20 protein-coding genes and 1 pseudogene are annotated in these 23,479 nt (G+C 50.2%); 18 read left to right on the top strand and 3 right to left on the bottom strand.

Translation table 11 applies throughout. The annotated features are described in order from the left end of the window. Positions 1-302: 302 nt before the first annotated feature. Positions 303-509, top strand: coding sequence for a YbfA family protein (locus OGV80_RS18635; RefSeq protein ID WP_043015600.1), 207 nt, complete (start codon positions 303-305; stop codon positions 507-509). A 55-nt stretch (positions 510-564) separates the two neighbouring features. Here OGV80_RS18635 and OGV80_RS18630 read toward each other — a convergent pair whose 3' ends face one another. Continuing rightward, positions 565-1,227 (bottom strand): LuxR C-terminal-related transcriptional regulator, encoded by a 663-nt coding sequence (locus OGV80_RS18630; protein WP_043015602.1) that lies wholly within the window; start codon positions 1,225-1,227, stop codon positions 565-567. 333 nt (positions 1,228-1,560) lie between these two features. Here OGV80_RS18630 and OGV80_RS18625 point away from each other — a divergent pair, with 333 nt between their 5' ends. From OGV80_RS18625 to OGV80_RS18590, 8 genes and pseudogenes are all read left to right on the top strand, one after another. Further along, the gene (locus tag OGV80_RS18625) at positions 1,561-4,161 is read left to right on the top strand and encodes a BapA/Bap/LapF family prefix-like domain-containing protein (RefSeq protein ID WP_087053020.1); all 2,601 of its coding nucleotides are present in this window, start codon (positions 1,561-1,563) and stop codon (positions 4,159-4,161) included. Between the two features lie 83 nt (positions 4,162-4,244). Further along, positions 4,245-5,696: a TolC family protein gene (locus OGV80_RS18620; protein WP_087053019.1), complete on the top strand. Its 1,452-nt coding sequence runs from the start codon at positions 4,245-4,247 to the stop codon at positions 5,694-5,696. A gap of 13 nt (positions 5,697-5,709) precedes the next feature. After that, positions 5,710-7,878, top strand: coding sequence for a type I secretion system permease/ATPase (locus tag OGV80_RS18615; RefSeq protein WP_236019715.1), 2,169 nt, complete (start codon positions 5,710-5,712; stop codon positions 7,876-7,878). After that, positions 7,875-9,161, top strand: coding sequence for a beta-barrel domain-containing protein (locus tag OGV80_RS18610; RefSeq protein WP_087053018.1), 1,287 nt, complete (start codon positions 7,875-7,877; stop codon positions 9,159-9,161). Before OGV80_RS18615 ends, OGV80_RS18610 begins: the two co-directional genes overlap by 4 nt. 34 nt (positions 9,162-9,195) lie before the next feature. After that, entirely contained in the window at positions 9,196-9,657 is a 462-nt protein-coding gene (locus OGV80_RS18605; protein WP_087053017.1) for a phage tail assembly chaperone, read from the top strand. 205 nt (positions 9,658-9,862) lie between these two features. Further along, positions 9,863-9,988: pseudogene (locus tag OGV80_RS18600) on the top strand (DUF1722 domain-containing protein); the annotation flags it as partial. A 21-nt stretch (positions 9,989-10,009) separates the two neighbouring features. After that, the gene (gene phrB / locus OGV80_RS18595) at positions 10,010-11,428 is read left to right on the top strand and encodes a deoxyribodipyrimidine photo-lyase (RefSeq protein ID WP_087053016.1); all 1,419 of its coding nucleotides are present in this window, start codon (positions 10,010-10,012) and stop codon (positions 11,426-11,428) included. A 160-nt stretch (positions 11,429-11,588) separates the two neighbouring features. Then, entirely contained in the window at positions 11,589-12,527 is a 939-nt protein-coding gene (locus OGV80_RS18590) for an Rpn family recombination-promoting nuclease/putative transposase (RefSeq protein WP_286515485.1), read from the top strand. A 50-nt stretch (positions 12,528-12,577) separates the two neighbouring features. On the opposite strand, the gene dtpD is transcribed toward OGV80_RS18590, so the two are convergent. Then, positions 12,578-14,059, bottom strand: coding sequence for a dipeptide permease DtpD (gene dtpD, locus OGV80_RS18585; RefSeq protein WP_087053014.1), 1,482 nt, complete (start codon positions 14,057-14,059; stop codon positions 12,578-12,580). A 289-nt stretch (positions 14,060-14,348) separates the two neighbouring features. Between dtpD and ybgI the strand changes: the two genes are divergently transcribed. From ybgI to nei, 8 genes are read left to right on the top strand one after another with little or no spacing between them, the layout of a single operon-like run. Next, on the top strand, positions 14,349-15,092 hold the full coding sequence (gene ybgI, locus OGV80_RS18580; RefSeq protein WP_043015609.1) for a radiation resistance protein YbgI: 744 nt from the start codon (positions 14,349-14,351) through the stop codon (positions 15,090-15,092). A 15-nt stretch (positions 15,093-15,107) separates the two neighbouring features. Beyond that, positions 15,108-15,764 (top strand): 5-oxoprolinase subunit PxpB, encoded by a 657-nt coding sequence (gene pxpB / locus OGV80_RS18575; protein ID WP_286515482.1) that lies wholly within the window; start codon positions 15,108-15,110, stop codon positions 15,762-15,764. Continuing rightward, on the top strand, positions 15,758-16,690 hold the full coding sequence (gene pxpC, locus OGV80_RS18570; RefSeq protein ID WP_286515481.1) for a 5-oxoprolinase subunit PxpC: 933 nt from the start codon (positions 15,758-15,760) through the stop codon (positions 16,688-16,690). Before pxpB ends, pxpC begins: the two co-directional genes overlap by 7 nt. After that, on the top strand, positions 16,680-17,414 hold the full coding sequence (gene pxpA / locus OGV80_RS18565; protein ID WP_043015612.1) for a 5-oxoprolinase subunit PxpA: 735 nt from the start codon (positions 16,680-16,682) through the stop codon (positions 17,412-17,414). Before pxpC ends, pxpA begins: the two co-directional genes overlap by 11 nt. 51 nt (positions 17,415-17,465) lie before the next feature. Then, positions 17,466-18,188 (top strand): DUF969 domain-containing protein, encoded by a 723-nt coding sequence (locus tag OGV80_RS18560; RefSeq protein ID WP_075144978.1) that lies wholly within the window; start codon positions 17,466-17,468, stop codon positions 18,186-18,188. Then, positions 18,185-19,180, top strand: coding sequence for a DUF979 domain-containing protein (locus OGV80_RS18555; RefSeq protein ID WP_043015614.1), 996 nt, complete (start codon positions 18,185-18,187; stop codon positions 19,178-19,180). Before OGV80_RS18560 ends, OGV80_RS18555 begins: the two co-directional genes overlap by 4 nt. A gap of 9 nt (positions 19,181-19,189) precedes the next feature. Continuing rightward, the gene (gene pcp, locus OGV80_RS18550) at positions 19,190-19,834 is read left to right on the top strand and encodes a pyroglutamyl-peptidase I (RefSeq protein WP_047412626.1); all 645 of its coding nucleotides are present in this window, start codon (positions 19,190-19,192) and stop codon (positions 19,832-19,834) included. A 14-nt stretch (positions 19,835-19,848) separates the two neighbouring features. After that, on the top strand, positions 19,849-20,640 hold the full coding sequence (nei, locus tag OGV80_RS18545; protein WP_286515479.1) for an endonuclease VIII: 792 nt from the start codon (positions 19,849-19,851) through the stop codon (positions 20,638-20,640). A 2-nt stretch (positions 20,641-20,642) separates the two neighbouring features. Here nei and OGV80_RS18540 read toward each other — a convergent pair whose 3' ends face one another. Next, positions 20,643-21,491: an AraC family transcriptional regulator gene (locus tag OGV80_RS18540; RefSeq protein ID WP_043015617.1), complete on the bottom strand. Its 849-nt coding sequence runs from the start codon at positions 21,489-21,491 to the stop codon at positions 20,643-20,645. A 191-nt stretch (positions 21,492-21,682) separates the two neighbouring features. On the opposite strand from OGV80_RS18540, the gene OGV80_RS18535 reads away from it, so the two are divergent. Next, positions 21,683-23,464, top strand: coding sequence for a DUF2264 domain-containing protein (locus OGV80_RS18535; RefSeq protein WP_286515476.1), 1,782 nt, complete (start codon positions 21,683-21,685; stop codon positions 23,462-23,464). Positions 23,465-23,479: the final 15 nt, after the last annotated feature.

Here is a 23,479-nt window from a genome sequence, read left to right as displayed (position 1 = left end):
CCTCCAGTGGCATAAATGTGATAACCAGAGCGTAGATTTTTGCTTGCAAAGATTTCGCAAAAATCAGCGGGCGGGGTGTAAAAAAAGTATAAAAATGGCAAAGACCATTATTTAACTAATGGTTAGTATTAATTTAACTTTTATGTAACTTAATTACGATTTTAAGCTAAACGGAGCATCAATAGACAAAAATAAGTGGTCGGATGAGTAGCAAAATTACACACAAGGCGGTATTATTTTCATCAGTTAACCAAGTTTATTTTTCTGGTGCCATTCACCGAACAGATATATGGGAGAGGATTATGGACCTTTATAAAGAGTATCCAGCACACATTGTTTTCTTACGCCGTACCTTTGCCGTTGTGGCGGGCGTGCTGGCGCTACCGGTCATGCTGTTCTGGAAAGACCGCGCCCGTTTTTACAGCTATCTGCATCGCGTCTGGTCCAAAACCAGTGATAAACCGGTGTGGATGGAACAGGCTGAAAAAGTTAGCTGCGATTTCTACTGACAGTTTGCGAAGCCCAAAAAGCCGCTGATATCAGCGGCTTTTTTGTGCACTGAAACTAGAGATAGTTGCTGCGGCGTTCTCTGAGCGAGAGGGGAGAAGCCGTTGGTTGTCTGCTGTCCGGCATGCGGATGGACTTCAGATACAGTGAAAGTACCGAGACGGACTTTGGGGTATTAGGCATTCCCATTTTCTTCATCAGGTTACATTTGTGACTACTGATGGTTTTGCAGTTTTTATTTTTAATTTTCGAGATTTCTGAAACCGTAAAGCCCTCGGAAAGCATCATCAGAATTTGCGACTCGAGTCCGGTTAGCTGAGGTTTCAACCCATAGCTTTCTTCATCATTATTGTGCAGTAACGTGTTTACGATTACCGGATGAAGTTCCTTTAAAGTTATATTTCGTGGCAGGTATAAGCATGAGATGTTAAACACAGAATAAAGGACATTCATCATTATCAGATCGCTGAGGATGATTAAGTTTTTAGCGCCACTTTTCAACATTCTATTCTTCAGATAAAAAATGTCATCATAGATGATATCTTTCTCATCTATCGCAGCAATCGTGAGTAACTCATTGCTGTTTTCTTTGATCTCACTGAAACGTCGATAAAAAACAATTTTACTGTAAAAGAAACAGTCAAGAAGCGAGGCAATGCCCAGCGATGTATACTGGCATGTTCCAACTATTATAATTGTGTTTGTAGTCTTTTTATTCATAAATTACCCCATCCATAGATAAATTTTATCAGCATTTGCAGATTACAATAAACCTACTAAATTATTCCAGTGATAAGCATGTTGAGATAATCCAGGCGTAGACTTTTGGTGGTTGATTTTGCAGTGAATCCAGGATTAGTCTTAAAAGGATGTTTATGTAACTCTTTGAAAGATAATGGTGCCTGTTGAGATTTGTTTCGTATTTTGAATGATTTCTTATTTAATAATTCACGTATATTATTTATCGATTTATTACGTTAACATTTTTATCGGTCTTTAATCGGGCCATTTTTGCTTTTTACGAAATTAAAAATGGATAAAGGGAGGCTGCATATGCAGAAAATGGCAATCATTACCGCATCTGGGAAAAGTACGTCTGTGCCTGCTGGGGGAAATCACGTTAAAATTATTCAACCAGGAACGACGGTTAAAATTACTGTGGCAAAGGAGATGATTAGCGGGTCACAGAAAGAGGGTAACAATCTTGTTTTGGTGGAGAAAAACGGGTCGAAGATAACAATTGAAGATTTCTTTAAAACGGACGGCACTTTAAAAAATAAGCTGATTCTTGAGGATGGTGGAAAAGCGTATGAAGCAAAATATAATGCCGAAAATTTTGCTGGGCTGGCTTTCTTCCCGGTAAAACAAGCAGTAGATGAAAATACTGATAGTGGGGAAATGAATACAGCCGTCTGGCTGGTGCCACTGCTGGTCGCTGCCGCCGCAGGTATTGGTATCGCCATTTATAACAACAAGGATGATGGTAATTCGCACGATAACAAATCCAGTGACAGCAAAGAAAAGCAGGCATTAAGCGATGCGCAAAAAGATGTTGTGAATAAAGACAACACGTTTATCAATGCGCAAAAGACGCTGGCTGAAGCGGTGAAAGCGATGCAGGCTAATCCGTCAGTTGCAACTATCAAAGCGGTTGAGGAGGCAAGCGCGGCGGTGAAAACCGCGATGGATGCAATGAATAAGGCCAATACAACGCTGAAAACGGCGGTTGATGCGGCAAAAGCCAAAGGGATTGATACTACTGCGGCAGAAAAAATCCAAAAACAGGCGGCAGAGGATGCGACCAGTGCGAAAAACGCCATCGACAAAGCGGCTGAACTGGTCAAAACGGCGATCGCCTTAATCGATGAAAGTGCGCAAGCTATTGCCGGACAGGTCAAACTTGACTATCAATCTGCCAGTGATGCAGCCACGATTGCCAACAAACAGCCAGCTCAGAGCGCCATAGAAGTATCGAAAGCTAAGTTGACCGCTGCCGATGCCTCGCTGGGTAAACTGTATACACAGATTGAGCAATTATCGCAGCTAATTGCGAACGCGAAAGTGCAGGGGTTTAACGTAGATAATGCCGCTGCGCGTCTGAAGGATTTACAGGAACAATACGCTTCGTTCAGTATGGAGAGTACAGCGCTGGCTGACTCTGTTGCTCAGGCGGAGCAAAGTCTGCTGGATCTGAATGCGGCGCGTATGGCCGTTGACGCGGCAAACGAAGCGGTGAAACAGGCGGTAGCGCAGAAGTCGCAGGCCGCAGAGAAACTGGCCTCTGCCCTTGCGTTGAAAGAAGAAGTCCTGAAAAACAATCAGCTTGATCGCGTTGATGAAGTGAATAAGGCTATCGCTGCGGCAAATAAAAGCCTGGAGGCGGCGCGTCAGGCTACAGAAGCAGCTAATGCCGCAGCGACAAAGGCGAATGCTGATATTAATAAGCTCAATCCTGCGATTGATCCTGCGATAAAACCGCAGAACGTTACGCCGCTTGATATGCCTGATGTGAAACCGATTGATAAAGGCCTGCAAGTTGATGATAACAAAACGTTTGTTGAGTCCGTACAGGCCTTTATCAAGAGCCTGGTTGATTCGGTTAACAGCGTCTGGACGACGATTGCGAATTCAAAATCACTGGCATTTCTCAGTAATGTCATTTCTGAGATTACCGCCGGATTTAAAACCGTTAGTGAAGTCCTGGGTGAAAAAGTTGTCTCTGCCGTAAAAGCGATCAAAACAATAGAAAAAGCTTTAGTCGAGATCTTCATCAATAAACCAATTGAATTTATTAAAGATATACTGAAAGTTACCGGACAGAAGATTGCTGAAGCTATCGGTGAAACGGTCTCGGCGATTAAAACAGGGTTCGAGAACCTCGTTTCGAATGTGGGTAAAAATATCGCCGATGCTTTAAAAGGTATGAGTCTGACTGATTGGGTCAATCCGCTCAAATGGAACGCTCTGGTTGGTGAAGTGATTTCTAAGACCGCAGGTAATATCGTAAAAAGCATAGCCGATTTGGTGATGTCGTTACCGACAAAAATTATTGATTTCTTCACTGATGCTATCACTAAATATGCCGGGATAATTAGTGATAAAATCAAGAGTGAACTCAGTGTCGCTAAAGAAGCGATAACTAATGTTCTGAAAACGCTATTTGATGGCTTTATTAAAAATCCAATCGATAAACTGCTCACGCCAGTCCTTGATAAAATTAAGGAATTCATCAGTCATCCCGTTGAGTCGATTCAAAAATTGCTGTCAACGATTACCGATCTGGCGAAGGATGCTTTTAATATTATCAAGGATATCATTAAATTACCTGGTGAGTGGCTTAAGGATTCCTTCCAGTTGATTAAGGATATCTATAACTCATTTAAAGGCGATAGCGTTAAAAATGGCGATGGCAGTGAATTGCATAAATTAATGGACAAGATACTTCACGATCAACAATCTGACGCTGCAAAGGTCGTCAGCGCATTACTGAAATCTGACGCCAGCAGCGGCGACATTAACTTAAGCAAACTGCTCCCGGAATCTTTAACGAATAAGATCCAGTCCGCACCAGAGTCCAGTTCGTCTTCAGTAACTCATTATCACACAGCCTCAGCAATGGATGACATGCACTCGTCACTTCCTGTCGCTGCGTAATAAAAGGTATGCGTGTTTCAACTAATGGAACACGCAATACCTTGCGGTTACTCAATTCGTACTGAATAAGGGAAACAACATTCATGGAAACTCGCCATTTACCGCGAGCGGCATTGCTGTTGGCGATCGTCACGTCATGTGTATTCAAAAGTCATAGTGCGCAGGTGGCGACATGGCCCGTTATATTTGAGGATGCTGCAGAACCCAATACGTCAGAAACCCAACCGGAGCCTCTGTTTCGCCCTGCGGTAGGGGCCGTGGAAAAACGTAGTGGTGAAAGACAAAAAACCGCAGTGGCTTCTTCCGGTGTACCGGTTAAAGGGCATGACATAACGCTTGCCGAGGCGGTGCAACTGGCAATGGGCTGGCATCCGGTGATTAAACGTGCAGAGCGCGAATATGTGCAGAGTAAAGAGTCAGTCAATGAAGCGAAGGCCGGGTGGTATCCCTCTCTTAGCGCCAGAGTAAAATCCGGCCTCGAGCAGGATAATTACAGGCGAGAAGATAGCAAATCGAATACGTTAGCGCTGAACGCCAGCCAGACGCTGTTTGATTTTGGGAAAATCGCCAGCAAAGTCGATCTCGCGGATGCGACGACACAGCGTTCGGGGTCTAACCTTGAGAAAAGTATTAATGATATTGCTTATGAGACGGCGACCAGTTTTACCCAGGCAATTCGTTATCAGCAGTTAACTGAAATTGCCCAGGGACAGGTTGCAGGTCTCCAGCTTATTAACCGTCTGGCTGAAAAAAGAGCCTCATTAGGGGCTAGCGCGGAATCTGACTATTCCCAGTCGAAGGTCCGGCTGGCAGCCGCTATTGCCCTGCAACATGATTATGAGGCGCAAGCCCGACGTTGGAATGCGAACCTGGATATCGTCACCAACGCTTCTGTTTCTACTGCCCTGAATATGCACATGCCGCAGACGATGGACACAGCTTGCCATCGTGTTGATATCGAAGAGTTAACCTCGCCTGCTATCGAACTGGCGCAGGCGCAAATTAAGATGGCGAAACAGCAGGTTAATGCCTTTAAAGCGGAATATTATCCGACGATTTCACTTAACCCAGTCTGGGAATATGAGCTGGAAAACCAGAACGATAATCGTGGGAATCGGGCTAAAAAGGGCGAGTGGGGGATCTTTGTTAACGTGAGTGCGCCACTGTATGAAGGCGGGGCACGTATATCGCGTACTCAACAGGCGGAACAGGCGTTGCTCGCGTCACAATTTAATCTGGATACCGAAAAGACGGAGGCCCGGCGTAAAATTGTCGAGTCGACCAGCCAGATTTCCAGCCTGTATGAAAGTATGAAGGCTAAGCAAGTACGGGAGAAAGAGGCTATCCGCACGCGTGACCTCTATAAATTACAATATCTGGAACTGGGTAATCGTTCATTTTCCGATTTACTTAGCGCCGAATCTGAAATTCATCAAACCAGAATGGATATATTAAACAGCCAATTTACCGTGTCGTCGCTGTCAATTGAATGTCTCTATTATTCCGGAAGTCTGGTGCGTTATTTTTCTCAATAAGAGGCTCAATGGAATGACATCATCCAGTACCGTTGATATGTCTTGTACAATTAAAGACAAAGACGTTGAATATTATTATTTCCAGTTGTGGCAAGAAGCCATTGTACAGATTGCCCATCATTATCGTCTTGATATTTCAGAACAGAATATTTTAGTTGCCTCGCAGTGGTACCAGGAGTGTAAGAAAGAAGATGTATTAAAAACGATGGCCAGACAAGCTGGACTGCTGATGAAGTGCACGCCAGTGACGCAATTCCAGTTCAGCACCTGGCTGTTGCCTGTGGTTATCGAAATGCGTGATGGACGCTTTGCGTTGGTTAAAAATATTGAAAATAACCAAAACGTTACTTGCGCCTACGTTGACGAACAAGGGTTGTTGACGACCTTCACCCGTGAGGAGCTTCTCGAGGCCGGCCTGCGTGTGATATTGCTGCGACCGTTAACTAATTCGGCAGATCCGCGCGTCGATGACTATATCCGCCCTGTGGAAAAACATTGGGCGTGGCAGATTATTTTTCAGGACATGCGTCCCTATTATTACGTTATTCTGGGGTCACTTTTTATAAATATTCTAGGTCTGGCTGGGATTACCTACTCAATGCAGACCTATGACCGTATTATTCCAGCGCAGTCCTGGCCTACGCTGTGGGTGCTTTTTTCTGGCGTTATATTAGCGTTTGTTTTTGATCTGATATTACGCCTGATGCGCTATAGCATTATTGATATCGTGGGTAAACGAGCAGACCTGCGTATTGCCGATCGGGTGTTTGGTCGCGTATTGCGTATTCATTCCGCCCATCGTCCGCAGTCTACCGGAACATTTATTTCGCAGGTGCGTGAATTGGATCAGATCCGGGAGATGATTACCTCCACGACCGTGGTTGCGATGGCCGATCTACCCTTTTTCTTTCTGTTCTTAGTGGTGATCTATCTGTTGGGAGGCATTCTGTTTCTGGTCCCGTTGGCTGGAATGATCCTGATGGTGCTGCCGGGTTTTTTATGTCAGAAAAAACTCGCATTGCTGGCGCGTAGTGCAATGCGTGAATCAAACCTGCGTAGCGCGATGCTAGTCGAAAGCATTCAAGGGCTGGATGATGTGAAATCCCTGCAGGCGGAATATCGTTTTCAACAGCAATGGTTGAATTATACCGCAACCACGGCCAGCAGCAGTCTGGACCTCAAACACCTGACGCACAAACTTACCTCGTGGTCTTATCTGATTCAAAACGCTGTGTTTGTTTGTGTTGTTGCTGTGGGGACGCCTTTGGCGATGAATGGTGAATTGTCTACCGGTGCGCTGGTTGCCGCGTCAATCCTCAGTTCGCGGATGATGGCGCCTGTCGCACAGGTCGCCAATATCCTGACGCGCTGGCAGCAAACAAAGGTCGCCATTGTCGGATTAGACAGCATCATGAAATTACCAACGGATGACGCCCGTGGCGGCAGGCGGGTACACAAACCCTATTTACGTGGCCATTTTGTGCTAAAGGATACGGCGTTTCGTTATCACACCACTAGTCGTCAGAACGCGATCGCTATTGACGATCTGGAGATTAAGGCCGGCGAGAAGATTGCTCTGTTGGGACGAAATGGTTCCGGAAAATCTTCACTATTGAATGCGTTGGCAGGAAATATGTTGTGTGTTAACGGCGTAACGACGCTGGACAACATTCGGCTTGATAACCTCGATCCCGGAGATTTACACCGTGACATCGGTTTGTTGTCCCAACGCTCACGCTTGTTTCACGGTTCAATTCGGGAAAATCTGGCGCTCGGAATGCCGCTTGCCAGCGATGAAGAGCTTGAAGCGGCGCTGGAGAAAACAGGGGCGCTCACTTTTATCAATCAGCTTGCGGATGGGCTGGATCATCTGATAGCCGAAGGCGGAATAGGTTTGTCGGGAGGACAGCAGCAGGCGCTGTTGCTCAGTCGTCTGATTCTCCGCGATCCGCAGATCGTATTATTGGATGAACCCACAGCCGCAATGGATGAAGAGACCGAAGCCGAGTTTATCCGTCGAATGAAACCGTGGATGGCCGGGAAGACGGTTATCATCGCTACCCATCGAAAAAGAGTGCTTGAACTGATCGAGCGCACCATCGTTATGTCGCAAGGAAGCATAGTAATAGACGCCCCTCGCGAGCAGTTTTTTGGTGAGTATTCCCAGGAGGCTGAAGCATGAACAAGGGTAACAAGAGGGGGATCCGTGGTTTGTGGCGACAGGTTGCTGACGGTGTTGTCTTCACCCGGCGCATTCTTCTGCAACATAAATCAGATCCTTCGGATGCTGTAATTGACAATGCTCTCTCGCTGGATCATGAGAACGAACTGACGCTCAGTGGCGCGAAATGGATAGTATTTTGCGTAGTATTTTTTTTGCTGCTTTTTGCATTGTGGGCCTCATTTTTCAGCATTGAAGAAGTCACCAAAGGCAATGGAAAAGTTATTCCCAGTTCACGAGAGCAGATTATTCAGTCGCTGGATGGCGGTATTCTGCAACGCATTCATGTTAAAGAGGGGCAAATTATCCAGGCGGGGGAAGTATTGGCGCAACTGGATAGCGTGCGGACCGCCTCCAGCCTGAAAGAATTTGAAGCTAAATACCGCGCAATGCTGGCCCAGCAGGCGCGACTGAATGCGGAAGTGAATGACAATGAACTGGTATTTTCTGACGAGCTGGATCTGTATCCTGAGTTAATGACGGCGGAAACTCGCTTGTATACCTCACGTAAAACACAGTTTGCTGATGCGATTAAAAATATTCAGGATGCGCGTCGATTAATTAACAATGAGTTGTCGATTAATTCCCGCCTGGCTCAGGAAGGCGCTTCCAGCACCGTTGATGTTATTCGTTTGAAACGTCAATTGGTGGATTTGAATATGAAAGAGGAAGAGCTGCGCGGTAACTATTATTTGCGGTCACGCGAAGAACTGGCAAAAGTGTCAGCGGAGATTGCCTCGCTAAAGCATGCTCTGCGTGGTCGCTCCGACTTAGTGGCTAAATCAACGCTGCGTTCACCCGTTCGTGGCATCGTGAAAGATATTCAAAATAATACTGTTGGTGGTGTTATTCCGCCTAACGGTGTTTTGATGCATATCGTTCCACTGGATGACACGTTACTGATTGAGGCGCAAATATTGCCGCGTGACATTGCGTTTATTCATCCAGACCAGAAGGCGAAAGTTAAAATCACCGCTTATGACTATGCCATTTATGGTGGTCTGGATGGCAAGGTAGTGACTATTTCTCCCGATACTATTAAGGATGAACGCAAGCCGGATTTAGTTTACTACCGGGTTTTAATTAGAACCGACCGCGATCATCTTCTTAATAAACGTCAGCAGAAATTGTTTATTTCTCCAGGTATGGTGGCTTCCGTTGACATTGTTACCGGTAGTAAAACGGTCGCCCGCTATTTAATTAAACCATTCAATAAAGTAAATGAAGCTTTGCGGGAAAGATAATTGACCTGCAGATACTAATATAAGGATGACTAAAATGACGACAACAGCAAAAGAGGTGATGGTTGGTGATAAGACGCTTACCGTTGTGCAACTGGAGCCCTGGCAGCGTCTGGCGTTTATTGCTGATTTACAGAAAGATTTCCTGGCACCTCTGCTTAAAAATGCAGAAACAAACGATCTGAATATGCTTTTTTCTGGGGGTAAAAATGGCGATTTTGACGTGATGGCATTGATTTCAGCGTTTTCTGGTTCTCTTGACGGTCAGCGTATTGAGAAATGGACCCGCCGTGTGCTGACGGAGGGCATGGTCATCTATACGCGCCCTGACGGTCAGCGGGCAAAGCTCAGCTTTGGCGAACTGAATAAGTTTTTCACCCACCCCAGCCAAATTATTCTGCTACTAAAAGAGGTTATCGTCTGGAATCTGGCCGATTTCAACCAATTGATGGGCACCTTCACGCCGAAAGCGACCACGGTGGTGAAAGAGAGGGAATAACCGTTAAAAACCCTTTTTGCTCATGATAGCTACACTTAACTCAGTAATGAGATAAGGGTTGTCATGAGCGAGACAGTCCCTGTTGGCATCAGGGATTGTTTGTCGTGGGGTGATTTTGAACCTGCATTGCCTGAAATGGGGAGAGGGTGACAGATACCCCCCCGACAAGAGGAGTGACTTTCAGTCTGCGACAGTAACTGTGGTCCAACCGCTGCTTGCACCATTAACATTACTCAAACACTATATGGCGCAATAGCCGGGTGCTTATCTTTCAGGACTGCGCTATTTCAATCCCTGGCCAGAGGTAATGGGTCTGCGCTACGGGCGTTAAGTCTTTTTCTTCAGGAGTATTATGACCACGCATCTGGTCTGGTTTCGACGTGATTTACGTCTGCATGACAACCTCGCGCTGGCGGCGGCTTGTCGGGATCGTTCTGCACAGGTTTTGGCGCTATATATCTCGACGCCTGAACAGTGGAAGGCACACGAAATGGCCCCACGTCAGGCGGCATTTATCAGCGCCCAGCTAAATGCGTTGCAAACGGCGCTGGCAGAAAAAGGCATTCCGCTTTTGTTTCATGAAGTCGCCGATTTTGCGGGCAGCGTGGAAATCGTCAAAAACGTCTGCGCAGAGCATGGCGTTAGCCGATTATTTTATAACTATCAGTACGAAATTAACGAACGCCAGCGTGATGCTGCCGTCGAGAAGTCATTACCTCATGCGGTGTGTGAAGGGTTTGACGACAGCGTGATCCTGCCTCCGGGGGCGGTCATGACCGGCAATCACGAGATGTATAAAGTTTTTACGCCGTTTAAAAATGCCTGGCTGAAGCGGATTAAAGACGGTGTTCCAGAATGCGTTAGCGCGCCGACGGTGAGAGAAAAAGGCGCTCTTGATGCTCCGTTAACACCTATAACACTGGGCTACCCGCAGCAAGATTTTGATGCGCAGCTGTTTGCGGCGGAAGAAAAATTGGCTATCGCGCAATTACGCCAGTTTTGCCTGCAGGCTGCGGGAGAATATGAGCAGTTGCGTGATTTCCCGGCGGTTGAGGGCACCAGTCGATTATCTGCGAGCCTGGCGACGGGAGGATTGTCGCCGCGCCAGTGTCTGAATCGACTGCTTACAGAGCAACCTCAGGCGCTTGAGGGCGGGGCTGGCAGCGTCTGGCTGAACGAGCTTATCTGGCGTGAATTTTATCGTCATCTGATGACTTACCATCCGGCGCTGTGTCGGCATCAACCCTTTATCCGCTGGACCGAACGCGTGCAATGGCAAAATAACCCTGCGCATTTGCAGGCCTGGCAAACGGGAAAAACGGGGTATCCGATTGTGGATGCGGCGATGCGCCAGCTCAACGCCACGGGCTGGATGCATAATCGTTTACGCATGATTGCGGCCAGTTTTTTGGTGAAAGACCTGCTGATCGACTGGCGTAAAGGCGAACAGTATTTTATGTCGCAACTGATAGATGGCGACCTGGCGGCCAATAACGGCGGCTGGCAGTGGGCTGCCTCAACCGGAACCGACGCTGCGCCGTATTTCCGTATCTTTAACCCCACAACTCAGGGCGAAAAATTTGATCGTGACGGTGAGTTTATCCGCCAGTGGCTGCCGGAACTGCGCGACGTGCCGGGTAAAGCTATTCATGACCCGTGGACGTGGGCTGAAAAAACGCAGGTGACGCTTAACTATCCTCGTCAGATTGTCGATCATAAACAAGCCAGACTGGCGACGCTGGCGGCATATGAGACGGCGCGTAAAGAGTAAAGGCATGGTGGATTTTGCGTAATGCCTTCCAGCAGAATGAAAGTGTTGCGGTCTGGGGCTTTTAGCGCTGAAGCGTGCGCGCAAGGTTGTTAATGCCCTGATGCAGATGCTTTTATCTGGCAGTAAAGTTCCGTCATCTTCATTCAGGTGATGGAACTTGATGACAATGCCAACAACCTCCACACCGCACGATGCGGTGTTTAAAACGTTTTTACATCACCCCGAAACCGCGCGGGATTTTCTCGACATTCACCTGCCAGCTGAACTGCGGACGCTTTGCGATTTGAATTCGCTGAAGCTGGAGTCAGAAAGTTTTATTGAAGCGGATTTACGTTCGCGCTACTCCGACGTGCTCTGGTCTTTGCACACACGCAACGGTGACGGTTATGTCTATGTGGTGATAGAGCATCAAAGTTCAGCCGAGCCGCATATGGCTTTTCGTCTGTTGCGTTATGCGATGGCGGCGATGCAGCGCCATCTGGACGCAGGGCATAAGGAACTGCCACTAGTGATACCGATGCTCTTTTATCATGGCTGCCGAAGCCCCTATCCGCACTCATTGTGCTGGCTGGATGCCTTTGCCGACCCCGTGGCGGCAAGACAGCTTTATTCCAGCGCATTTCCGTTGGTAGACATAACGGTGGTACCCGATGATGAGATCATGGCTCACAGACGAATGGCGCTGCTGGAATTAATGCAAAAACATATCCGTCAGCGGAATTTGCTGGGGCTGGTAGAGCAACTGGCCACGCTGCTCCTTACTGGATGCGCTAATGACACGCAATTACAGGCGATGTTTAATTACATCCTACAATCTGGCGACGAATCTCGTTTTAATGAATTTATGCAGGAGATAGCGCAACGGATCCCCCAACATAAGGAGAGGCTGATGACTATTGCAGAGCGGTTACGGTTAGATGGATTACAGGAAGGGTTACAGCAGGGATTACAGCAGGGATTACAGCAGGGATTACAGCAGGGTAAACAAGAAGCCGCATTACGTATAGCGCAAACAATGTTGGAGCAGAAAATAGATCGCGAAATGGTGCTACTGGTTACAGGTCTTACTGAAGAGGAACTCGCAGCCATTCATGCATAATTACCTGAAAAAACAGGCCCGAATCTTATCACATCATCGGGCCTGTACACTCAGGACTCTACCGCTAACGCACGGTTTCTGAATTTCAGCGACTGGTACAGCCAAATCAGCAGCACCAGCACCACGCAGGCCAGTGCGCCCCAGGTAATTTCGCTAAAGACATCAATGTATGCATTGATGGAGTAGTTGATAGCGCCCGCAGCGTCAAACGAACCTTGCGAGGTCTGATCGGCGATAACGCCTGCCAGGTAGTTGGCGATGGCGCCGGAAAGCAGCATATAAATGCCGGTTAACACGCCGGTTACACCAGGGATCTCAATACGCGTAATTTGCGACATTGCCACCGGGTCAATAAACAGTTCGGCAAAGCCCATGACCGCCAGTCCCAGTACCATCAACGGCATGGAAGAGTGGCCGTAAGCCGCGGACCAGCGAGCGCTCAAGGTCAGAATACAGAAGCCTGCGCTCATTAAACCGAGCCCGAGAGCAAATTTACCCCAGATTCGTACGGTACGATTGCCGCCAACGCTTTCTTTGAGCACCCAGGCCAGCACGATACCGCAGAGCATCACGGCAAAAGCGTTAACCGACTGGAACATCGCAGTAGGGACGGAATACCCCAGAATATCGCGGTTAACGAAGCGGTCGATATACAGGCTGATCGAGCTTCCGCCCTGTTGAGCAAAGGCCCAGAACAACAAGCTGAAGAAGGTCAGTGTGACGATAAGCCCCAGCTCTTTGCGCTGCTTCTGAGTCTGCGCCTGGCGATAAATCTTTGCCAGAACAGCGAGGCCAATAACAGTGGCAACGATCAGGGCGTAAACGGACCACTCTTTCCAGAACAGGACAGTAATCAGCAGCGGTGCTGCAACCAGCAGAACTAACAGCCAGGCCCAGTTTGGCAGCACATATTTTTTCGCACACAGGACGGCCTTGTTGACACCGGTAGTATGGGCGAAATGGCGATTACCGCATAAGAAAATCACCAGCCCCGCCAGCATACCAATCGCGGCCAGCGCAAAACCCATCGCCCAACTGTACTCTTCCTGCACGTAGCCGCAGGCAATGGGCGCGATGATTGAACCAATATTCCCGGCAGCGTAGAGCAGAGAGAATCCACCGTCGCGGCGCGGATCTTCAGGTTGATACAATTCGCCCAGCAGGCAACTGATGTTGGATTTAAACAGACCATAGCCGCAGACAATTATCGCCAGAGACAAATAGAGGAACGCTGGAGCCATTTCGCTGGCGCCCAATACCAGATGCCCCACCGCCATTAAAAATGCGCCTATCATTACCGCCATCCGGTTGCCGAGCACTTTATCGGCCAGGTATCCCCCAAGAATCGGCGTGACGTAGACCAGCGAGCAGTAGGCGCTGAACAGTTCATAAGCGTGATTATCGTCGTACTTAAGCTGGTTAGTGAGATACAGGATCAGTAGCGCACGCATACCGTAAAAACTGAAGTATTCCCAAATTTGTAGCGCGACGACGTAATAAATCGCCCGTGGTTGAGATGCTTGTTTATTCATTATTTTCTCGAAGTAAATGCCTCACGACAGGCTGAACGTGCTGCGCGAGTGTGTTTCCTTAAAGTTGTAACTTTGATACAGATCTGATTATTTTTGCAATATGCTGTCTGATTGCATAAATATACATGAATTAGATCGCGTAGTGGTAAGCAAATCACGTTCAAAGCAGGTGTGATTGTTTCTTGATGTGTCAGTGAAATGGCTATCGACGAACGCAGGCGAGGACGCTATTTTAACCTAAGCTGTGTAGCTGTTTGAGCAAGCAGAATTTATGACTACGAGGACGATGATGAAAAACACCGAACTGGAACAACTGATCAACGACAAACTGAACAGCGCCGCCATTAGCGACTACGCGCCGAATGGTTTGCAGGTTGAGGGCAAAGAGACGGTGCATAAAATCGTGACCGGCGTGACCGCAAGTCAGGCGTTGCTGGACGAGGCAGTGCGCCTTGAGGCGGATGCGGTCATCGTTCATCACGGTTATTTCTGGAAAGGCGAATCTCCGGTAATTCGCGGCATGAAGCGGCATCGTCTGAAAACGCTGTTGGAAAATGATATCAACCTGTATGGCTGGCACCTGCCGCTGGATGCCCACCCGGAACTGGGGAATAACGCGCAGTTGGCCGCGCTGTTAGGGATTACCGTAATGGGTGAAATCGAGCCGTTGGTGCCATGGGGGGAACTCTCCATGCCGGTTCCGGGACTGGAGCTGGCATCGTGGATTGAAGCGCGTTTAGGCCGTAAACCGTTATGGTGTGGTGATACCGGGCCGGAGAAAGTTCAGCGCGTCGCCTGGTGTACAGGCGGCGGTCAAAGTTTTATTGATAGCGCAGCCCGATTTGGCGTCGATGCCTTTATCACCGGTGAAGTCTCAGAGCAAACCATTCACTCAGCCCGCGAGCAGGGGCTGCATTTTTATGCTGCCGGTCACCATGCGACCGAACGCGGCGGCATTCGCGCTTTAAGCGAGTGGCTGAATGAAAACACCGATCTGGACGTAACATTTATCGATATTCCTAATCCAGCCTAATAAAGAGGGACGAAAGTGCAGCGAGCGCGTTGTTATCTGTTAGGTGAAACGGCGGTGGTTCTTGAGCTGGAACCGCCCATTACGCTGGCGACTCAGAAACGCATCTGGCGTCTGGCCCAGCGTCTGGTTGATGCCCCGAATGTGCTTGAAGCTATTCCGGGCATGAACAATATCACGGTGACCTTGCGCGACCCGCAAACGCTGGCGCTGGATGCGATTGAACGCCTGCAGCGCTGGTGGGAAGAGAGTGAGGCGTTGGAACCGGATTCGCGCTTTATAGAAATTCCCGTGACCTATGGCGGTGAGTTTGGCCCCGATCTGGCTGAGGTCGTCCGGCACAGCGGATTAAGCGACAAGCAGGTTGTGGAACTTCATGCATCGGTTGATTACGTGGTGTGGTTTATCGGCTTTCAGCCGGGATTTCCCTATCTTGGGAGCTTACCTGAACAACTCCATACCCCAAGGCGTGCGGAACCTCGCCTGATTGTTCCGGCAGGTTCAGTGGGTATTGGCGGATCCCAAACGGGCGTTTATCCGCTTTCCACGCCAGGCGGATGGCAACTGATTGGTCGTACCCCCGTTGCGTTATTTGATCCAAAACGAGAGGAACCAATTCTGTTACGGGCTGGCGATACCGTGCGTTTTGTCCCGCAGAAGGAGGGGATATGTTAAACATTATTCGCGCGGGCATGTACACCTCAGTACAGGACGGGGGACGCCATAATTTTCGTCAATCCGGAATCAGTCACTGTGGCGCACTGGATAAACCGGCGCTGAACGTCGCTAACCTGCTGGTGGGTAATGATGCGAATGCTGCAGCGCTGGAAATTACGCTGGGGCAACTGGTGGTGGAATTTGAAACCGATGGCTGGTTTGCCCTGACCGGTGCGGGATGCGAAGCGCATCTGGATAATTCTCCCGTGTGGAGCGGATGGCGGCTACCGATGAAAGCCGGCCAGCGCCTGACGCTAAAACGGCCGCATCACGGTATGCGCAGCTACCTGGCGGTTGCGGGCGGCTTTGATGTCCCCGAAGTCATGGGCTCGCGCAGTACCGATCTTAAAGTTGGCATTGGCGGGCTGGAAGGGCGTTTGCTGCGCGATGGCGATCGGCTGGCAATTGGCGTATCTACCCGGCAATTCAGCGGACCGCAGGGTGTAAAACAGCTCATGTGGGGCAACCATATTCGTGCGCTTCCCGGACCTGAATATCAGGAGTTTGACGAGGTATCACAGGCTTCTTTCTGGCGCTCGCCGTGGCAGCTTAGCCCACAAAGTAACCGTATGGGGTACCGCCTGCAGGGGCAGCCGCTGACGCGCATGACCGATCGTGAACTGCTGTCACATGGTTTGCTCCCCGGCGTGGTACAGGTTCCGCACAATGGTCAGCCGATCGTGCTGATGAACGATGCCCAGACGACGGGCGGCTATCCGCGCATCGCCTGTATCATTGAAGCGGATATGTATCATCTGGCGCAGATCCCGCTCGGCCAGCCGATTCATTTTGTGCAGTGTTCGCTGGAGGAAGCGCTTAAGGCGCGACAGGAACGGCAGCGTTACCTGGAACAATTAACATGGCGACTTAACAATGAAAATTGATCTCAACGCGGACCTCGGTGAGGGATGCGCTAACGATGCGGCGCTGCTGCAACTGGTGTCTTCAGCCAATATTGCCTGTGGGTTTCACGCCGGAGATGCGCAAACCATGCTCTTAAGCGTGCGCGAAGCGCTAAAAAATGGCGTGGCGATAGGCGCGCATCCGAGCTTTCCGGATCGGGAAAATTTTGGCCGTAGCGCCATGACCCTGCCCGCACAAACGGTGTATGCGCAGACGCTGTATCAAATTGGCGCCCTGGCTGCCATCACGCAGGCGGAGGGCGGCGTAATGCGTCATGTCAAACCGCACGGTATGCTTTATAACCAGGCGGCGAAAGATCCTCAGTTGGCTGATGCGATTGCGAAAGCGGTTCATGCCTGCGATCCATCGCTGGTTCTGGTAGGACTGGCAGGAAGCGAACTGATTCGTGCCGCAGAACACTATGGCCTGGTAACGCGTCAGGAAGTTTTTGCCGATCGGGGTTATCAGGCCGATGGCAGTCTGGTGCCGCGTAACCAGCCGGGAGCACTGATTGAGGATGAAGAGCAGGCGCTGGCGCAAACGTTAGAAATGGTGCAATCCGGCAGAGTAAAAAGCCAGAGTGGAACATGGGCGAGCGTGACGGCCCAGACGGTATGCATTCATGGGGATGGCGAGCACGCACTCGCTTTTGCCCGTCGCTTGCGTAGCGCCTTTAATGCATGCAATATTCAAATTAGCGCATAAATTTTTATATAAAACAATAATATATTACACAACAACATAAGGGATTTAATTATGGGAGAGGCTATTTCTCTCTGGCCATTGACGGGTATCGCCGTCATTGTGGTCGGATTTCTTTTACGTTTTAACCCGGTATTGGTGGTCATTATTGCCGGGATCGTCACGGGACTGGCGGCGCATATGCCGGTAGCCACCATCCTTGAGAAACTGGGTGAAGGTTTTCTTAACACCCGCAACCTGCCGTTTATCCTGCTGATCCCGCTGGCGGTTATTGGCCTGCTGGAACGTCACGGACTCAAAGAGCGCGCTCAGGCGTGGATTGCAAAAATCCGCAGCGCCACCAGTGGCCGTCTGCTTATTGTCTACCTGTTCATACGCGAAGCGACCGCCGCGTTAGGACTGACCAGTTTGGGGGGGCATCCACAGATGGTGCGTCCGCTGCTGGCGCCGATGGCGGAAGGGGCTGCTGAAAAAAATCATGGTGAGATACCGGGCGCGGTACGCTATCGCCTGCGCGCAATGTCAGCTGCGACCGATAACGTTGGGCTGTTTTTCGGGGAAGATATCTTTGTTGCCTTCGGTGCCATCATATTCATGCACAACTTTATGCTGGAGTCTGGTGGGATCCAGACCGAACCGTTGCATATCGCCTTGTGGGGGATCCCAACGGCAATTTGTGCCTTTCTGATCCACGGCACGCGTCTGTGGCGTCTGGATAGCTATTTGCAACGTGAGGTGGCGAAAGCGAATGCCGCAGCGAAAGGAGAAGCGAAATGAATTTTCAACAAAGCTATCTCTATTGGCTGGCGGGAGCGGTATTACTGATTGTGGCGCTGATGTCGTGGCAGGACAAGGCGAACCCGCGCCGCTTCACTACAGGCCTGTTTTGGGGCATATACGGCGTATTGTTTTTGCTTGGCGACTGGACATACTCGCTGTTTGGCGACAAACGCGCGGTGCATATTGCCGTTGGTGTTGCGGTGGTCGTTCTGGCCCTGATCGCCGGTTTTGGCGGCGTGAAGCTGGGAAGCTACCATCAACGGACGCCGCAACAGCGAGAAGAAAGCGCCAGTCGCCTGGGCAACCGCCTGTTTTTCCCGGCGCTGGCGATTCCGGTAGTAACGGTGATCGGCGTGCTGATGTTCAACCATATTCCGGGCTTACAGGATGCGCTGTTTGGGCCGGGTAATCACGCCACGCTGGTGACGCTTTTTTCCATGACAGCGGGCTCGTTGATTGGTCTGGCGATGGCGATAAAAATGACCCATGAGCGGGTGCATCAGCCGATTCAGGAGGCGCGCCGTCTGCTGGATTCCATCGGCTGGGCGTTCATCCTGCCGCAAATCCTCGCCACGCTCGGGCTGTTGTTTACGGCGGCTGGCGTAGGCAGCGGCATTTCATATCTGACGCAGGAATATCTGGCGGTAGACAGTCGCTTTATCGCGGTGGCGGTGTACACCATCGGCATGGCATTGCTGACCATGGTGATGGGCAATGCATTTGCTGCTTTCCCGATCGTGACCGCTGGGATTGGTATTCCGATCCTCGTACTGCAACACGGCGGCAATCCAGCGGTAATGGCGGCGATTGGTATGTTCTCCGGCTATTGCGGGACACTGATGACGCCGATGGCGGCGAACTTTAACATTGTCCCTGCTGCGCTGCTGGAGCTGCCGGATAAAAACGCGGTGATTAAAGCGCAGGTGCCAACCGGCATACTGCTGCTGTTGGTCAACGTGTTCCTGATGTATTTCCTGATGTTCTTGTAAGGTGACAGGATGAAAACAGTACTCATCACGGGATTTGAACCCTTTGGCGGCGAGTCAGTTAACCCTTCCTGGGAAGTGGTCTCGGGACTCGACAATGCTATTATCGGTGGATGCCGCGTCGTTGCCCGCCAGCTGCCGTGCGTCTTTGGCGAATCTCTTGCCGTACTCAATGGCGCGATTGATGCGCTGTCGCCATCGTTGGTGCTGGCTGTGGGGCAGGCGGGCGGGCGCTCGGATATCACCGTGGAGCGCGTGGCGATCAACGTTGATGATGCACGTATTGCGGATAACCAGGGACAACAGCCGGTAGATGTGCCGATTGTCGTCGATGGTCCTGCGGCATGGTTTAGTACGTTGCCGATCAAAGCGATGGTTGTGGCTATGCGCAACGCGGGAATTCCGGCCTCGGTTTCCCAGACCGCAGGTACCTTTGTGTGTAACCACGTAATGTATGGTCTGCTGCATAAATTACGCGACGTGCCGGCGGTGAAGGGCGGTTTTATTCATATCCCTTATCTGCCGCAACAAGCTGCACAGCATCCCGGAGCGCCAAGTATGGCGGCTGAAACCGTTCGCCGGGCGCTGGAAGTCGCCATTGCCACCGCCTTGCAGGTGGAAAGCGATATCACAGTGACGGGCGGCGCAACACATTAACAAAGGACAGTATTATGCCTGAAGGCCCGGAGATCCGCCGCGCGGCGGATAACCTGGAGGCGGCAGTCAAAGGCAAACCCCTGACGGATGTCTGGTTTGCCTTTGAGCAGTTAAAACCGTATCAATCTCAACTAATTGGGCAGAGTGTTACTCAGCTTGAAACGCGAGGGAAAGCACTGCTGACTCATTTTTCTAATGGTCTGACGCTGTACAGTCACAATCAGCTCTACGGCGTGTGGCGAGTCGTGGATACTGGCAAAATCCCGCAGACTTCGCGGGTTCTGCGTGTCAGGCTGCAAACAGCCGATAAAACCATCCTGCTCTATAGCGCGTCTGATATCGAAATGCTGACGCCAGAGCAGCTTACCACTCATCCGTTCCTGCAACGAGTTGGGCCGGATGTGCTGGATTTACGTTTAACGCCCGATGAGGTTAAAGCGCGTCTGTTATCTCCGCGTTTTCGTAATCGCCAGTTTTCTGGCCTGCTACTGGACCAGGCGTTTCTGGCGGGATTAGGTAACTACCTGCGGGTAGAGATCCTTTGGCAGGTAGGGTTGACCGGGCAGCATAAAGCGTCTCAGCTTAATGACGAACAGTTGAATACGCTGGCGCGTGCGCTGCTTGATATTCCTCGTCTGTCCTATAATACCCGTGGGCTGGTGGATGAGAACAAACACCACGGTGCGTTGTTTCGCTTTAAGGTCTTTCACCGGGACGGTGAAGCCTGCGAGCGCTGTGGTGGAATCATCGAAAAAACGACGCTCTCTTCGCGCCCTTTTTACTGGTGTCCGGGATGTCAGAAGTAGATCTATACCGAAGCATACGTTTTGCGATATTGCAGCGGGGTTTTACCCATGTTTTTGCGAAAACAGGTAATAAACCAGGCGTATTCGGAGAAACCAACCTGAGCAGCAATATCGCGTACCGAGCTATTGGTATGTAACAGCAGTTCGCAGGCCTGACGAATGCGGCGCATCATCAGGTATTCCTGAATCGTACCGCCGGTTTCTTCGTGAAAACGGCGGGAGGCATGGCCCCGCGAGCACCCCATCTCGCTGGCGATATCTTCCAGCGAGCAGCGCTGGTGAAAGTGTGTTTCGATCCAGCGGATAATGCTGACCGAAAATGTATTTTGTCCCGTGGCCTGCGCCTGATGTGGCAGCAGGCTAATGAGCTGCATCACCAGAAATGCGCTGTCGCTGATGCTGAAGGTCTGACTTTTGAGCTGTTCTTCAAAACGGCTCAGCAACGTTTCAATCACCGGTTGAACGTCACCGACGTCAAACACCCGTGCTTTCTCTCCCCTGGCGCACAGCTGACGCAGTAGCATTTGCTGCCGAGGAAAATCCCGCAGGTACTGCTCAATTTGTGGAGCATTAAAGTGCAGCGTCGTGCGGTGATAAATATTACGTGCATCCTGTTCGACAAACACTTTATGCAACTTTCCCGGCGGGAAAATAAAAATACGCCCGGGTTTGACGGTGTACTGTTGGTGCTCCATAAGCGCGATGCCTACTCCCTGAGAAACCGACAATATCTCCACACACTGGTGCCAGTGATAGTAGTTGGCTGGCATATCCTTCATACGATTAAAGTAAATCGACTTGTCGTTGAGGTTTATATGCTCAAGATAACTACTGTCTTCCGTCCGCTGCATTTATGTCTCGCCTGTTCATGTGAACATACTTAAGTTTTTATCACTGTAATCGAATTTTCTCCGCAAAATGCAGATGAATGTTGTACTTCATCACCAGCGTTGTGTGGAAATACGACGATTATCACATTTGTATGTCAGCTCAAATCCTTATTATGCGCCCAATACTTCATCAAATGAAACGAGGTTTCATTATGCGAGCAAGGCAAGAGTATGCAGAAAAGGCGCGGCAATGGTTGGCATCAGCCATTCCTCATCTCTCATGCGATAACACGCGTTTGGACGTGGGCGAAACGTCCGCACAATATCCAATGGACATCGCCGGTATGGAGGGGTTTGCACGTCTGTTATGGATCCTTTCACCGCTGTTAAGCGCAGGAGACGCGGGTGAGTATCGTGAGGCTTTTATTCGCGGTATTCGCCATGGCTGTGACCCCGAACATCCAAACTATTGGGGTAATCTGGTCGATAACGATCAGCGCTGCGTGGAAATGGCTGCCTTTGGCGTAGCGCTGGCGCTGCCGAATACCGGATTATGGGATGCGTTAACCGCCGATGAGCAGGATAATCTGGAGCGCTGGTTACGACAAAGTGCTGATATCCAAATCCCGGATAATAACTGGCACTTCTTCCCGGTATTGGTGCAGGTCGGTCTTAAATGTGTCGGACGCCACTATGACATGATGGTCATTGATAAGCATCTGAACGCGATTGAGCCATTCTGGCTTGGTAACGGCTGGTATTCCGACGGTGCAGGTAAACCGCGCGATTACTATATCTCCAGCGGGTTTCATTTTTACAGTTTGCTGTACAGCCATCTTATGCAGGACGCTGATCCTGAACGTTGCCTGCGCTATCGCCAGCGCGCGCGTCAGTTTGCCAGAGATTACATCTATTACTTTACCAGTGACGGGGATGCAATTCCGTTTGGCCGCAGCCTGACTTACCGTTTTGTTCAGGTTGCGTTCTGGAGCGCCGTCGTCTGGACAGGATTGGATGTCTTTACGATCCCTATCGTCAAAGGCGTGATTTTACGCCACCTCGACTGGTGGTTAGCGCAGCCTTTCATTGGCCCGGATGGTTTATTCACGCTGGGATATACCTACCCGAATCTGGTGATGACCGAAGACTACAACAGCCCATGCTCACCCTGGTGGGCATGTAAGGCGTTGCTGATTCTGGCGCTGCCGGAACAGAGCGCATTCTGGCAAGCCGAGTCAGCCCCGTTGCCTGAACCTGAGCCGATTCATCCGATAAAGGAAGCCGGACAATTTATCGTTCATGATGATGCAAACCGACACGCCTGGATGCTGATGTCCGGGCAGTACGACCGCAATAACTTTGTCAATTTCGATGCCAAATACGGCAAATTTGCTTACTCCAGCCACTTCGGTTTTACCCTGGAGCGCGGTCATTATGGTCTGAACCATGCTGCCTGTGATTCGATGCTGGTGTTCAGCGAACAGGATAACTACTGGCGTGGACGTCGTGAGTGCGACGCTGTTGAAATGACGGATGCGTTAATCCGAAGCCGTTGGCACCCGTGGTCAAACGTCGTCGTCACGACCTGGCTAATCCCGTTTCAGCAAGGACATATTCGCATTCATCGCGTTGAAACTGCGCGCCAGCTTGACTGTGTCGAGGGGGGATTCGCGCTTAACCGGCATCAACTCATCGATACCAAAACTGCACCGCACGGGGTCACGCTTCGTGCCAGCTCCGGCGTATGCCAGATAACCGATCTGTTGGCAGAGCGTCAACCGGAGATCGTCACAACGCCACCCAACAGCAACATTCTGTATGCATCACCGGGGGAGATCCCCTGTCTTCGTAGCACGCTTACGCCGGGCACGCACTGGCTGGCCTGCGCCGTCAACGCCACATCGTTTTCCTCGCTGTCACCTGCGGCAGCAATGGCGTTCGACCGTGAGAATCAGGTGCTAACGCTGGGTGTGAAAACGCTGGAAATCATTTAACTGACGCATGTGCGG

Source organism: Citrobacter sp. Ce119 (assembly GCF_030334525.1).
Lineage (GTDB): Bacteria > Pseudomonadota > Gammaproteobacteria > Enterobacterales > Enterobacteriaceae > Citrobacter > Citrobacter europaeus.
This window is presented reverse-complemented; position numbering and strand designations above follow the sequence as displayed.

Bases quoted from the DNA above. Each gene is read 5' to 3' on its own strand.
- OGV80_RS18560 (WP_075144978.1), top strand. From the start codon at position 17,466: ATGGGAGAGGCTATTTCTCTCTGGCCATTGACGGGTATCGCCGTCATT.
- OGV80_RS18535 (WP_286515476.1), top strand. From the start codon at position 21,683: ATGCGAGCAAGGCAAGAGTATGCAGAAAAGGCGCGGCAATGGTTGGCA.
- OGV80_RS18540 (WP_043015617.1), bottom strand. From the start codon at position 21,491: ATGCAGCGGACGGAAGACAGTAGTTATCTTGAGCATATAAACCTCAAC.
- OGV80_RS18620 (WP_087053019.1), top strand. From the start codon at position 4,245: ATGGAAACTCGCCATTTACCGCGAGCGGCATTGCTGTTGGCGATCGTC.
- phrB (WP_087053016.1), top strand. From the start codon at position 10,010: ATGACCACGCATCTGGTCTGGTTTCGACGTGATTTACGTCTGCATGAC.
- OGV80_RS18630 (WP_043015602.1), bottom strand. From the start codon at position 1,227: ATGAATAAAAAGACTACAAACACAATTATAATAGTTGGAACATGCCAG.
- OGV80_RS18610 (WP_087053018.1), top strand. From the start codon at position 7,875: ATGAACAAGGGTAACAAGAGGGGGATCCGTGGTTTGTGGCGACAGGTT.
- dtpD (WP_087053014.1), bottom strand. From the start codon at position 14,059: ATGAATAAACAAGCATCTCAACCACGGGCGATTTATTACGTCGTCGCG.
- OGV80_RS18635 (WP_043015600.1), top strand. From the start codon at position 303: ATGGACCTTTATAAAGAGTATCCAGCACACATTGTTTTCTTACGCCGT.
- OGV80_RS18555 (WP_043015614.1), top strand. From the start codon at position 18,185: ATGAATTTTCAACAAAGCTATCTCTATTGGCTGGCGGGAGCGGTATTA.
- ybgI (WP_043015609.1), top strand. From the start codon at position 14,349: ATGAAAAACACCGAACTGGAACAACTGATCAACGACAAACTGAACAGC.
- OGV80_RS18615 (WP_236019715.1), top strand. From the start codon at position 5,710: ATGACATCATCCAGTACCGTTGATATGTCTTGTACAATTAAAGACAAA.
- pxpA (WP_043015612.1), top strand. From the start codon at position 16,680: ATGAAAATTGATCTCAACGCGGACCTCGGTGAGGGATGCGCTAACGAT.
- pxpC (WP_286515481.1), top strand. From the start codon at position 15,758: ATGTTAAACATTATTCGCGCGGGCATGTACACCTCAGTACAGGACGGG.
- pcp (WP_047412626.1), top strand. From the start codon at position 19,190: ATGAAAACAGTACTCATCACGGGATTTGAACCCTTTGGCGGCGAGTCA.
- OGV80_RS18625 (WP_087053020.1), top strand. From the start codon at position 1,561: ATGCAGAAAATGGCAATCATTACCGCATCTGGGAAAAGTACGTCTGTG.
- OGV80_RS18605 (WP_087053017.1), top strand. From the start codon at position 9,196: ATGACGACAACAGCAAAAGAGGTGATGGTTGGTGATAAGACGCTTACC.
- OGV80_RS18590 (WP_286515485.1), top strand. From the start codon at position 11,589: ATGACAATGCCAACAACCTCCACACCGCACGATGCGGTGTTTAAAACG.
- nei (WP_286515479.1), top strand. From the start codon at position 19,849: ATGCCTGAAGGCCCGGAGATCCGCCGCGCGGCGGATAACCTGGAGGCG.